Origin of the sequence: Nonomuraea coxensis DSM 45129 (genome assembly GCF_019397265.1) — a bacterium.
In the GTDB taxonomy this organism is placed as follows: Bacteria; Actinomycetota; Actinomycetes; order Streptosporangiales; family Streptosporangiaceae; genus Nonomuraea; species Nonomuraea coxensis.
The window spans coordinates 6,362,630-6,374,429 of record NZ_CP068985.1 but is presented as its reverse complement, the minus strand read 5'-3'; the positions used below and the strand labels follow the sequence as shown (position 1 = coordinate 6,374,429).

The following is an 11,800-nucleotide window of genomic DNA, read 5'->3' as shown; positions in this document are numbered from 1 at the left end:
GGCAGGTGGTTCCAGGAGGGGTCGCGACGCGCTCAGCGGCAGAGAAAAAGCGGAGTTAGCGGGCGTCGCAACAGATGGCACTGCGGACACGCTGGAGGTCGACATGGCGTCGACCGACGAGCATGGGGTCCGCTGGCATGTCCTCGACGATACCTTGGGCGTCCGGGATGTCCAAGGCCGGGTCCAGAGTGTGGGACTGTCCGACTTCCGGGCCGACTTTTGGGCCGGCTTCCGGGGCTATCCCTGGCGGGGCCAGTCGAGCTCGGACTCCACCGGCCGGTCAGGGCTCTGGTGCTGGCAGTCGCACCAGGAGCCGCCGCGGCAGTCCTCGTGGCGATGGTCCTTGCAGCTCTCGCAGATCACACCTCCGATTATTCTCCCAGAACGATGTTCGGGTTAGGCTGGCGCGCGTGGACCTCATGGCCGAGCTGCTCGACGACCTGCGTGCCGAGACCGCGTCACTGGAACGGCTGCTGGAGCCGCTGGGTGACGCGGACTGGGAGCTGCCCACGCCCGCCGAGGGCTGGGCCGTCCGCGACCAGGTGAGCCACCTGGCCTGGTTCGACGAGGCCGCCACCCGGGCCGTCACCGACCCCGAGGGCTTCACGGCCGGCCTGCCCGGCGTCAACTCCGTGGACGACCTCGCCCGCCAGGCGCGCGGCATGTCGCCGGCCGAGCTGCTCGGCTGGTTCCGCGCCGCGCGCGGGCGCAGCATGGAGGTCTTCGCCGGGCTGGACGCCCGCGACCGGGTGCCCTGGTTCGGGCCGCCCATGTCGGCCGCCTCCTTCGTCACCGCGCGCCTGATGGAGACCTGGGCGCACGGCCAGGACGTGGCCGACGCGCTCGGCGTCGTCAGGAAGCCCACGGACCGGCTCCGGCATGTGGCCACGATCGGTTACCGGGCGCGCCCGTACGGCTTCGCGGTGCGCGGCCTGCCGCAGCCGGACGAGCCGGTGCGGGTGGAGCTCGCCATGCCCGGCGGCGGCGTCTGGACGGCCGGCCCCGCGGACGCCGCGAGCGTCGTACGCGGCCCGATGCTCGACTTCTGCCTCGCCGTCACCCAGCGCGTCCACCTGTCGGACACGGCGCTGGACCTCGTCGGCGAGCCCGCCCGGGCCTGGATGGAGATCGCCCAGGCGTTCGCGGGCCCGCCGGGCGCGGGACGGCCGCCGCGGTCCTCGTGACGGGGTGGTCCTCAGGGCAGGATCAGGGCGGTTCCTGATGACGCCCGGCGCCCCTCGGTGACATGCTGTGATCATGCGCACTCTACTGAACGTCATCTGGCTGGTGTTCGCGGGGATCTGGCTGGCGCTCGGTTACGCGCTGGCGGGGATCGTCTGCTGCATCCTGATCGTCACCATCCCGTTCGGCATCGCCTCCTTCCGGATCGCGGCGTACGCGCTCTGGCCCTTCGGCCGCACCGTCGTGCGCGACCCGGACTCCGGTGTGCTCTCGCTGATCGGCAACATCATCTGGTTCGTGGTCGCCGGGATCTGGCTCGCCATCGGGCACGTCGTCACCTCGATCCCGCTGTTCCTCTCCGTCATCGGCATCCCGATGGGCGTCGCGAACCTCAAGCTGATCCCCGTCTCCCTCCTTCCGCTGGGCGCCCGCATCGTGGACATCGACTAGGGCAGGTGTCAGGGACGTAAGCTGTCCCGGAGAACCACTGCGAACGTTTGGGTGCCATGACGTCCACCGATGCGCCTCCACGGCCGAAGAAGGGGTTGGTCAGGCATGCCCGGGCCCGGTTGAGCTGGGTGCTCGACACCAAGTCGTGGGCGATCGTCCGGGCCTCGACCAACGCCGGCGTCGAATACCGGGTGACCGGACTGGCGGGCGAGGCGGCGTTCTTCGCGCTGCTGTCGCTGCCGCCGTTCGTGCTGGGGCTGATCGGGGTGCTCGGCAAGATCGGCACCTGGGTGGGCGGCCGCGTCGTCTTTCAGGTCAAGACCTGGGTGATCGAGCAGGCCGGCCTGCTGTTCACCCAGGAGGCCATCAACAAGGTCGTCAACCCGCTGATCGCCGACGTGCTCAGCGACGACGCCGGCAAGGTGTCGATCATCTCGCTCGGCTTCCTGCTGTCACTGTGGTCGGGCTCGCGGGCGCTGTACGTCTACGTGGACCTCATCTCCGTCGCCTACGGCCTCGGGGAGGAGCGCGGCATCATCCGCACCAGGCTCATGTCCTTCGGCCTCTACGTCGTGGGCCTGGTCATCGCGATCATCATCATGCCGATCATGGTCGTCGGCCCGACGATGCTCAAGGGCGCGCTCCCCTCGCAGTACGGCATCATGATCGACATCCTCTACTGGCCCGTCGTCACCATCGGGTCGGTGCTCTTCCTGACCGTCCTCTACCACGTCAGCGTGCCGGTGCGCACCCGGTGGTTCCGCGAGCTGCCCGGCGCGATCCTCGCGCTGTTCCTCTGGATCGTCTGCGCCGCCGTGCTGCGCGCCGTGCTGGCCGCCTGGGTCTCGCCCGACTCCGTGTACGGCTCCCTGGCCGCCCCCATCGCGGTGCTGCTGTGGCTCTACATCACGGCGCTCGCCGTGCTCATCGGGGCGATTCTCAACGCCGAGGTCGATCGGCTGTGGCCGGGAGAAGGCCGTACCAAATAGCGCGGATCTTCGCGATAATCCCCCCGATGGATGTCATGCGGCAGCAGGTCGGCCCCTTCCGCGTGCTCAGGAAACTGGGCGAGGGCGGCATGGGCGTCGTGCACCTGGCGGAGGACGCGTCGGGGCGGCGCGTCGCGCTGAAGACCATGCGGCCCGAGCTGGCCGCCCGCGAGGAGTTCCGGCGCAGGTTCGGCAAGGAGGCCGAGGCGGCGAGGAGGGTCGCCAGGTTCTGCACCGCGCCCGTGCTGGACGCCGGGTTCGACGGCGGCGTCGCCTACCTCGCCACCGAGTACGTCGAGGGCCCCGACCTCGCCGCCGTGGTCCGCCAGGCGCCGCTGACCGGCGCGAACCTGGAGGCGCTCGCCATCGGCGTGGCCACCGCGCTGACCGCCATCCACCAGGCGGGCGTCGTACACCGCGATCTCAAGCCGTCGAACGTGCTGCTCAGCCCGGTCGGGCCCCGGGTCATCGACTTCGGCATCGCCCAGCTCGCCGAGACCTCCGGGCACGCGCCCGCGACCCTGGCCCAGGGGATGGGGACGCCCGCGTACATGTCGCCGGAGCAGGCGAGAGGTGAGCCGGCCACCCCCGCGAGCGACGTCTTCTCCTGGGGCTCGCTGGTGGCGTACGCCGGCACCGGCCGGCCGCCGTTCGGCACCGGCGGGGTGGCGGAGGTCGTCTACCGGGTCATCCACCACGCCCCCGCGCTGGACGGGCTGGACGAGCGCGTCCGGCCGCTCGTGGAGCGGGCGCTGGACAAGGACCCGGCCAGGCGGCCGAGCGCCCAGCAGCTCATGGACCTGCTCATGGGGCGCTCCGCGGTGCCGGTGGACGCAGCCACCAGGGCGGTCTCCGAGACCTGGACGCCCGTCGTCGCCCCGTCCACCAGGCAGGCCCCTCCACCCCCTCCGGCCCGGCGGGGCCTGCTGCCGACCGTCCTGGTCGGCGTCGCCGCGGCCGTGCTCGGCGTGGCCGCCACGCTCGCGGTGCTCCGCCCCTGGGAGGAGCGGGGAGGCGGGTCCGGCGAGCCCGCCGTGACGGCCACCCGCGACGCCGCGGGCAGCAGGCTCGGCGTGCGGATCGACGCGCTGACCCGGCAGGGCGGCACGGTCCGCCTGCAGTGGACGGTCACGAACGTCGGCAACGGCAACGCGCCCCTGTACAACCAGTTCGGCAACGGCACGCTCGACTTCTCCGCCTCGGCGGTCAACCTCATCCCGCCCGGCGTCGCGGAGCCGATCGGCCCCGCCGTCAAGAACGGCTCCTGCCAGTGCACGCGCATGGCGGCCGCGCCGTTCGGCGGCGGGGATCAGATGCGCATGTACGCGATCTTCGAGAACGTCCCGGAAGACCTGGAGAAGGTCGACGTCGACCTCAGGCTGCTCGGAGTCCTGCACGACGTCCCGATCACCCCCGCCTGACCGCGCGGGCGGGAGCGGATGCGCTGATCGGAGGGGGGAAGCCCTCCGCCGCATCCGCTATCGTCTACAGCGAGACGCGACTGGCGCATTGGGTGGGATCGACCACCAGGGAGCGAAAGGAGCGGAGGCCGGGCGCCTGGGTCTTCGCAGTCGTCAACGATGACAGGAGAGTCATGGGTTCTCTCGCTAGCGTCGACCCGCAGATCGCCGACCTCATCAAGGCCGAGGAGCGTCGCCAGGCCGACACGGTGAAGCTGATCGCCTCGGAGAACTACGTCTCCAAGGCCGTGCTGGAGGCCACGGGCACCGTCCTGACCAACAAATACTCCGAGGGCTACGCGGGCAAGCGCTACTACGAGGGCCAGCAGGTCATCGACCAGATCGAGACGCTGGCCATCGACCGCGCCAAGTCGCTGTTCGGGGTCAACCACGCCAACGTCCAGCCCTACTCGGGCTCGCCCGCCAACCTCGCCATCTACCTGGCGTTCCTGCAGCCGGGCGACACCGTGATGGGCATGGGCCTGCCGTTCGGCGGCCACCTCACCCACGGCTGGTCGGTCTCGGCCACCGGCAAGTGGTTCAACTCCGTCCGCTACGGCGTGCGCAAGGACACCGGCCGCATCGACCTCGACGAGGTCCGCGAGCTCGCCCTGGAGCACCGGCCCAAGCTCATCTTCTGCGGCGGCACCGCCATCCCGCGCACCATCGACTTCGAGGGCTTCGCCGCCATCGCCCGCGAGGTGGGCGCCGTGCTCGCGGCCGACATCGCGCACATCGCCGGCCTCGTCGCGGGCGGCGCGCACCCGTCCCCGGTGGGCCACGCCGACGTCATCTCCACCACGACGCACAAGACGTTGCGCGGCCCGCGCGGCGCCATGCTCATGGCCACCAGCGACGAGCACGCCACGGCGCTCAACAAGGCCGTCTTCCCCGGCCTCCAGGGCGGCCCGCACAACCACACCACCGCCGCCATCGCCGTCGCGCTGCACGAGGCGGCCCAGCCGTCCTTCCGCGACTACGCCCACCAGATCGTCGCCAACGCCAAGACCCTGGCCGACGAGCTGGCGAGCCGCGGGTTCGACCTGGTCTCCGGCGGCACCGACAACCACCTCATCCTGCTCGACCTCACGCCCAAGGGCATCGGCGGCAAGCCGGCCGCCCAGGCGCTCGACCGGGCCGGGCTGGAGACCAACTACAACACGGTGCCGTTCGACCCGCGCAAGCCGTTCGACCCGTCGGGCATCCGCATCGGCACGCCGTCGGTCACCTCGCGCGGCATGGGCGAGGCCGAGATGCGGCAGATCGGCGCCTGGATGGACGAGGTCGTCACCGCCGTCGCCAAGGGCGACGCCGAGGACGTCATCGCCCGCGTGCACCGCGAGGTCAGCGAGCTCACCTCGCAGTTCCCGGCCCCCGGCCTGTAGGAGCGCCGGACGCGCGGGAGCCCCGCCGCACGGGCTCCGTGTGCGGCGGGGCTCCCGGCGCGAGCGGAGCAGGCCGGATCGCCCCGCTCGCGGTGGCCGGCGGCGCTCCGGGCTTCCGGGGCGTCACGCGGCCGGGACGGCCGGCGGGGGACGGGACCGAGTCGCCCCCCGCCGGGCCTCAGCTCAGGAAGACGGAGAAGGCGGCGGCGGCCGGCACCCCGCGGAAGACGGCTGATCTTCGTATGGACATGGGAACCCCCGTCGACGATCCGGAGCTCAGACCTGGACGGTCAGCAGCCGCTTGCCCGTCGCGGTCACTACTTCGAAGTGGTCGATCTCCTTCAGCGGCGTCGCGCTGCCGCCGTGCATGTAGAGCGGATCGGGCGAACCCGGCACTCCGTACCCGGCGGGAGGGACGGCCCAGCCGGTCATCACCCGCCGCTCGCCCGACCGGCCGACCGAGACCAGCTCGCACTGGAGCGGCCCTTTGACGCCGGCCAGCTTGAGCGCGGCGTGCGTGCCCCAGCCCTTGGACTCCACCACCAGGCCGCCGATGACGCCGTCCACGCCCTTGCCCTCGATGGGCCGCCCGTCGGCGTAGAACTGCTCGGCAGGGCCCATGTGGCCGGCGTGGCCGGAATGCTCCTGGGCGAGCTGGGCGGTGCTGCCGCCGCTGAGCTGCGTGCCGACGGTCAGCCCGCCGGCGACCAGCGTGACCGCGGCGGCCATCCCGATGACGAACGTCCCCCTGCGGGTCCGCCGGTCGGCGGCCCGCTTGCGGCGCACCAGGTCGATCGCGGGAGCGATCGGGGGGCCGCTGTCCGGGGGGAAACCCTCGTGCACGGGGCCGAGGCCGTCCAGCGCGCTGGCGACCCCCGCCAGGTCGGAGAGCTCGGCTCGGCAGCCGCCGCAGTGCAGGAGATGGGCCTCGAACGCCGCTCTGTCCTCCTCCTCGAGCAGGCCGAGCGCGTAGGCGCCCACGTCCGTGTGCTCGACTCTCGCTGTCACGCCGTCACCCCCCTCTCCTCCAGCGCGATCCGCAGCGCGCGCACGGCGTAGTACACGCGGGACTTCACGGTGCCCACCGGGATGTCGAGCGCCGCGGCGGCGTCGTTCACCGACCGGTCCCGCAGGATCGTCTCGTTGAGGATCTCGCGGTGGGCCGGTGACAGCGCCTTCAGCGCCTCCGACACGACCACCTGGTGCAGCAGCCCCTCCATCTCGTCGGGCACGGGCACGCTCTCCAGCGGCCCGTCGCCCGACTCCTTCGGGCGGGCGTCCTTGCGGCGCCGGTCGTCGATGACGATCCGCCTGGCGACCGTGGCGAGCCAGGGCATCAGCGAGACCGCGTCGGGATCGAGCCGCTCGGCGCTGCGCCAGGCCCGGATCATGGTCTCCTGCACCACGTCCTCCGCCCATTGCCGATCGCCCGCCGTCAGCCGGATCACGAAGCCCAGCAGGGGGCCGTGATACTCCCGGTAGAGCGCGGACACGGCCACCTCGTCGTCGGGCACCTCGTGCTCCGGTCGCACGCGCCTGATCCAGTGGCGTGCGCGCGGCTTGCCCTTCGCGGTGGCTCCGTCGGCCGAGGGCGGGGGGTACGTGCTCGTTCGCATGTGCTCCCCTTTCTCGTGTCCGTCGCGAGGAGGTACGGGGAGCCGGCCTGGCACGGTTCAACGAAACGCCAGACCAAAAAGGTTTGCGCGCGAGGGAGCGTGATGCGTAGAGTCGTGACCGGTCAAAACGATCGAGGAGGTGAGGACCATGCGGGTCGTTCTGTTCAGCGTTCCGTCAGTCCACCTCCGGGCGCTCGGCTGACGCCGCCCCGGCTCTTCTCTTCCTTCTCGATCAAAGGTTCTCACTCCAGTGTCTTTCTCTGACCTTTCCCTGCTCGGCTGGACCGGCTCGCGCGCCGCCGAGCTGCCCGACGACACCGTCCCGGCCCGTGTGGCCAGGGTCGACCGCGGCGCCGCCGAGGTGATCGCGGCCGACGGCCAGCACCACGTCCGCTACTCCGCGCCCGTGCGCCGGGCCTCGGCGGCCGACCCGGTCGCGCTGCCCTGCGTCGGCGACTGGGTGGCGCTCCGGCTGCTGCCCGAGGGCCGCTACGAGCTCGACGCGGTGCTGCCGCGCAGCACCGCCTTCGTCCGCGGCGGCGTGAGCCGCGACTCGGTCGGCGGCCTGTCCGGCGACGGCCAGGGCCAGGTGCTCGCCGCCAACGTGGACGTGGTCTTCGTGGCCGAGCCGTCCATGCACTCCACCGACTTCGCCGATCTCGGCCGCATCGAGCGGCTGGTCGCGCTCGCCTGGGAGTCCGGCGGCACGCCGGTCGTGCTCGTCACGAAGTCCGACCTGTTCGACGACGGCCTGGACGACCTGCTCGCCGACGTCCGCACGGCCGCGCCAGGCGTGGACGTGCACGCCGTCTCGTCGCTGCGCGGCGAGGGGGTGGAGCTGGTCGGCTCCTACCTCGGCGGCTCCCGTACGGCGGTGATCCTCGGCCCGTCCGGGGCCGGCAAGTCCACCCTGGTCAACGCGCTGGCTGGCGCGGACGTGATGGAGACCCAGCAGGTGCGCGCCGCCGACGGGCGCGGCAGGCACACCACCGTGCACCGGGAGCTGATCCCGCTGCGCGGCGGCGGCATCGTCATCGACACGCCGGGCATCCGCCGCATCGGCCTGTACGACATGAACCAGGGCGTCGACCTCGTCTTCTCCGACATCGAGGAGCTGGCCGAGCGGTGCAGGTTCGGCGACTGCGGGCACGACGGCGAGCCGGGCTGCGCGGTGCGGGCCGCCGTGGAGAGCGGCGAGCTGCCGGAGCGACGCCTGGAGAGCTGGCGCAAGCTGCAGCGGGAGGCGGCCTGGATGGCGTCGAGGACCGACGCGCGGCTGCGCAAGGAGCAGCAGAACAAGTGGAAGATCATCACGAAGGAGATGCGCCGCTCGGGCCGTAACCGGCCCTGACCCGGGGCTCCCGCCGCCCTTCCGGCCCGCGACCAGGGCCGGGAGGGCGAGGGACGGGCGCGGGTGGGTAGGCAGAAGGCATGGAGCTCTTCGCGGACCGGGCCGAGGCCGGCAGGCGCCTGGCCGAGCGGCTGCTGGATGCCCACGATCCCGTGCTGCTCGCGCTGCCGCGCGGCGGCGTGGCGGTGGCGGTGCCCGTCGCGCGCCGGCTCGGCGTGCCCCTGGACGTGCTCGTGACGAGGAAGATCGGCTATCCGCCGCAGCCCGAGCTGGGCGTCGGCGCCATCGCCGAGGGCGGTGAGCCGGTGTTCGACCGGACCTTGCTGCGCCGGCTCGGCATGACGGCCGACTCGGTCGCCGACGTGGTGGAGCGGGAGCGGCGCGAGCTGGCCCGCCGGGTGCGGGTCTACCGCGGCGACCGGCCGCTGCCCTCGCTCGCGGGCCGCGAGGTGATCGTCGTGGACGACGGCCTCGCCACCGGCGGCACGGCGCGGGCGGCGCTGCGGGCGGTGGCCGCGGCCGGGCCCGCGAAGGTGACGCTGGCGGTGCCGGTGGGGGCGCTCGGCACGGTGGAGTCGTTGCGGCGCGAGGCCGACGAGGTGGTGGCGCTGCTCACGCCGGTGGACTTCCGCGCGGTGGGCCAGTGGTACGAGCACTTCGAGCAGCTCACCGACGCCGACGTGCTGGACCTGCTGGGACAGCCGTGAGCCCGGCCGGGACCGGCCGCCCGCGTCAGTTGGCGAGCACGGCCCAGACGAGCTTGCGGCTGGTGCTGGTCGTGAGCCAGCCCCAGCCGGTGCAGAGGGCGTCGACCAGCCGCAGCCCCCGCCCGAACTCGGAGAACACGTCGGGCGACGCGGCCACGGGCACGGTGCGGCTGTGGTCGGTCACGACGCAGGCGAGCTCGGGGCCGTGGGTCAGCAGCCGGAGCTGGGCGGCGCCGCCGCCGTGCCGGATCGCGTTGGTCACCAGCTCGGAGACCACGAGCTGGCACTCGAAGGCGAGATCGCCGACGCCCCACGAGCCCAGCGTCCGGTCGACGAAGCGGCGGGCGGTGGAGACGCAGGCGGGCTCCAGTGCTGTCCGCTCGTGAAAGGGGAAGACGGCGTCGCACTCACCGGCGAGGCCGTCCACCAAGATGGAGAACAGCCAGCCAGGAGGCCGGGAACCGATGGCGGCTTGCGGCCGAGCGTCGAAAGTCGTCATTCTGGCCCCCGAAGCGCGGTCTGGTGATCCAATGCCCATCTTTACGGGGAGCGCTTACCAATGCAAGACTTTTCGTAGTTTACGGATGCGAATCGCATCTGCACGTGCAGATGATCTAGGAGCGGTACGGTGAGCGCAGAGAGCGCGGAGGGGAAGCTTCTCAGCTATGCGCCGGGGAGCCCGACGGTGCTGCGGATCCTGCTCGGAACCCAGCTCCGCAGGCTTCGTACGGACAAGGGTATCTCGCGGGAGGACGCCGGATACTCGATTCGCGCGTCTCACGCGAAGATCAGCCGGCTGGAGCTCGGCCAGGTGAGCTTCAAGCAACGCGACGTGGCCGACCTGCTGACCCTGTACGGGGTCACCGACCCCGGCGAGCGCCAGCAGCTCCTCGACCTCGCCAAGCAGGCCAACGCCCCGGGCTGGTGGCACAAGTACGGCGACGTGCTGCCCGCCTGGTTCGAGGTCTACATCGGCCTGGAAGGGGCCGCGTCGAGCATCCGCACCTACGAGAACCAGTTCGTCCCCGGCCTGCTGCAGACCGCCGGCTACGCGCGGGCGGTCATCGAGCTGGCCCACGAGAAGGCGACGAGGGCCGAGCTGGACCGCCGGGTCGCCCTGCGCACCACCCGTCAGCGGCGGCTGGAGAGCGGCCTGACCCTGTGGGCGGTCATCGACGAGGCGGTGGTGCGGCGCACGCTCGGCGGTCCCGACACCATGCGCGCCCAGATCGCCCACCTGCTGGACGTCACGGCCGAGCGCAACATCACCGTCCAGGTCATGCCGTTCGACCGGGGCGGGCACGCCGCGGCGGGCGGGCCGTTCAGCATCCTGCGCTTCCCGGAGCGCGAGCTGCCCGACGTGGTCTACATGGAGCAGCTCACCAGCGCCCTCTACCTGGACAAGCCGGCAGACTCCGACCACTACATGGAGGTCATGGACCGGCTCAGCGTCCAGGCGGAGACGCCGAAGGAGACCCGCCGGTTCCTGGAGCGCCTTATTGCGTGAAGGTGACCTGCTGATATCCCTGTGATCCACTCCATATCGGGATTTTTGGTCGTCCTGTATATGGAGTTCATCGTGCTGCCGTATTGTCTCCTCGCAACACGCGGATGCACGTGCATCCGTAAGATCGCGAGGAGCTGCCCCCATGCACGAGTTCCGGAACGGAACCCCCGCCGGCCGCCTTCCCGTCGTCTGGCGCAAGAGCAGGCGGAGCAATCCCAACGGCAACTGCGTCGAGGTGGCGACCCTGCCCAACGGGGAGATCGCCATGCGCAACTCACGCTTTCCCGAGGGGCCGGCGCTGGTCTACACCCCCGCCGAGATCGCCGCGTTCGTCCTCGGGGCCAAGGACGGGGAGTTCGACGACCTCATCGTGTGAGGTCGCGGCCGGCCTCCGATCCTGAGGCGCCGTTTCAGTCCCGGGGCGCGCTGTACCAGCGCCACTCCGTGAGGCGCGGGCGCCCCGGGAGCTCGGCGCGTCCCGTCGCCCACAGCAGCGCCGGCCACGGCTCGACGTCCCCGGGGGCGTCGGGGAAGAGCCGGTCCAGCACCCGCGCGCACACGTCCGCGGGTGGTTCCCACGTCAGGCCCAGGCCCTCGGCCAGGTCGTACGTGTGCACGAGCGTCTCCACGAGCCCCATCGCGGCGAAGCCCTCGGGGTCGGCGTCGCCGAACCCGTGATGGGCGAGCACGTCCGGCGGCGCGGTGCGCACCATCGCGGCCAGCAGCGCGCCGCACGCCTCCACCACCTGCAGCAGCCCTTCCGGCCCCGCCTCCGGCCGGGTGCGGATGGTCTCCACGGGAGCGCCCTCCCTGCGGACGCTCACCGCGAAGGGGACATAGTCCGTCAAGGGCGGGCGGCGCGGGCCGAGCTGCGCCGCGTAGGCGAACAGGTCGTCGGCCAGATGGTCGGCGGTCTCGCGGCACGTCCACTCCAGCGAACCCGCCCTGCCCTCCCACGCGCCCGCGGGCGCGCCGGCGAGCAGATCGACGGCGAGATGCACGACCCGCAGCAGGTCGTCGGCCGTCACAGGAACCCGCGCAGAACGTGTCATGCCGGGAACTGTAACGCGCGCGGCCGGTGACCCCCGATCAGGGGTCACCGGCCGCATGTTCCCGCGTCCGAAGACGACGGAACCCGAGCGCGCGACGGCCC

14 protein-coding genes and 1 riboswitch are annotated in these 11,800 nt (G+C 71.9%); of the genes, 9 read left to right on the top strand and 5 right to left on the bottom strand.

Features of this window, described 5'->3' with window-relative positions; translation table 11 throughout:
* Positions 1 to 55: 55 nt before the first annotated feature.
* Positions 56 to 124 (bottom strand): putative leader peptide, encoded by a 69-nt coding sequence (locus tag Nocox_RS44245; protein WP_425517805.1) that lies wholly within the window; start codon positions 122 to 124, stop codon positions 56 to 58.
* Between the two features lie 295 nt (positions 125 to 419).
* Here Nocox_RS44245 and Nocox_RS29870 point away from each other — a divergent pair, with 295 nt between their 5' ends.
* The 5 genes from Nocox_RS29870 (at position 420) to glyA (ending at position 5,466) form a co-directional block, all read left to right on the top strand.
* On the top strand, positions 420 to 1,184 hold the full coding sequence (locus Nocox_RS29870; RefSeq protein ID WP_026213841.1) for a TIGR03084 family metal-binding protein: 765 nt from the start codon (positions 420 to 422) through the stop codon (positions 1,182 to 1,184).
* A 73-nt stretch (positions 1,185 to 1,257) separates the two neighbouring features.
* Entirely contained in the window at positions 1,258 to 1,632 is a 375-nt protein-coding gene (locus Nocox_RS29865) for a YccF domain-containing protein (protein WP_026213840.1), read from the top strand.
* Between the two features lie 56 nt (positions 1,633 to 1,688).
* A complete protein-coding gene (locus tag Nocox_RS29860) occupies positions 1,689 to 2,621 on the top strand; it encodes a YihY/virulence factor BrkB family protein (RefSeq protein ID WP_084685235.1) in 933 nt (310 codons plus the stop codon).
* Positions 2,622 to 2,647: 26 nt separating this feature from the next.
* Positions 2,648 to 4,042 carry a serine/threonine-protein kinase gene (locus Nocox_RS29855; RefSeq protein ID WP_084685234.1) on the top strand — a complete coding sequence of 465 codons (1,395 nt, stop codon included), beginning with the start codon at positions 2,648 to 2,650 and terminating at the stop codon, positions 4,040 to 4,042.
* Between the two features lie 66 nt (positions 4,043 to 4,108).
* A riboswitch (ZMP/ZTP riboswitch) is annotated at positions 4,109 to 4,191 on the top strand.
* 24 nt (positions 4,192 to 4,215) lie between these two features.
* Positions 4,216 to 5,466 carry a serine hydroxymethyltransferase gene (gene glyA, locus Nocox_RS29850; RefSeq protein ID WP_020540746.1) on the top strand — a complete coding sequence of 417 codons (1,251 nt, stop codon included), beginning with the start codon at positions 4,216 to 4,218 and terminating at the stop codon, positions 5,464 to 5,466.
* Between the two features lie 276 nt (positions 5,467 to 5,742).
* Here the strand turns inward: glyA and Nocox_RS29845 are convergent, their stop codons facing one another.
* Positions 5,743 to 6,474, bottom strand: coding sequence for an anti-sigma factor family protein (locus Nocox_RS29845; RefSeq protein WP_026213839.1), 732 nt, complete (start codon positions 6,472 to 6,474; stop codon positions 5,743 to 5,745).
* The gene (locus Nocox_RS29840; protein WP_020540744.1) at positions 6,471 to 7,082 is read right to left on the bottom strand and encodes a sigma-70 family RNA polymerase sigma factor; all 612 of its coding nucleotides are present in this window, start codon (positions 7,080 to 7,082) and stop codon (positions 6,471 to 6,473) included. Before Nocox_RS29840 ends, Nocox_RS29845 begins: the two co-directional genes overlap by 4 nt.
* A 250-nt stretch (positions 7,083 to 7,332) precedes the next feature.
* On the opposite strand from Nocox_RS29840, the gene rsgA reads away from it, so the two are divergent.
* The gene (rsgA, locus tag Nocox_RS29835; RefSeq protein WP_020540743.1) at positions 7,333 to 8,433 is read left to right on the top strand and encodes a ribosome small subunit-dependent GTPase A; all 1,101 of its coding nucleotides are present in this window, start codon (positions 7,333 to 7,335) and stop codon (positions 8,431 to 8,433) included.
* 80 nt (positions 8,434 to 8,513) lie between these two features.
* The gene (locus Nocox_RS29830) at positions 8,514 to 9,140 is read left to right on the top strand and encodes a phosphoribosyltransferase (protein ID WP_020540742.1); all 627 of its coding nucleotides are present in this window, start codon (positions 8,514 to 8,516) and stop codon (positions 9,138 to 9,140) included.
* A gap of 25 nt (positions 9,141 to 9,165) precedes the next feature.
* Here Nocox_RS29830 and Nocox_RS29825 read toward each other — a convergent pair whose 3' ends face one another.
* On the bottom strand, positions 9,166 to 9,639 hold the full coding sequence (locus tag Nocox_RS29825; protein ID WP_020540741.1) for an ATP-binding protein: 474 nt from the start codon (positions 9,637 to 9,639) through the stop codon (positions 9,166 to 9,168).
* Between the two features lie 129 nt (positions 9,640 to 9,768).
* On the opposite strand from Nocox_RS29825, the gene Nocox_RS29820 reads away from it, so the two are divergent.
* Positions 9,769 to 10,647: a helix-turn-helix domain-containing protein gene (locus Nocox_RS29820; RefSeq protein ID WP_026213838.1), complete on the top strand. Its 879-nt coding sequence runs from the start codon at positions 9,769 to 9,771 to the stop codon at positions 10,645 to 10,647.
* Positions 10,648 to 10,789: 142 nt separating this feature from the next.
* Positions 10,790 to 11,023 (top strand): DUF397 domain-containing protein, encoded by a 234-nt coding sequence (locus tag Nocox_RS29815; protein WP_020540739.1) that lies wholly within the window; start codon positions 10,790 to 10,792, stop codon positions 11,021 to 11,023.
* A gap of 34 nt (positions 11,024 to 11,057) precedes the next feature.
* Here Nocox_RS29815 and Nocox_RS29810 read toward each other — a convergent pair whose 3' ends face one another.
* Positions 11,058 to 11,699: a maleylpyruvate isomerase N-terminal domain-containing protein gene (locus Nocox_RS29810; RefSeq protein ID WP_026213837.1), complete on the bottom strand. Its 642-nt coding sequence runs from the start codon at positions 11,697 to 11,699 to the stop codon at positions 11,058 to 11,060.
* Positions 11,700 to 11,800 lie beyond the last annotated feature (101 nt).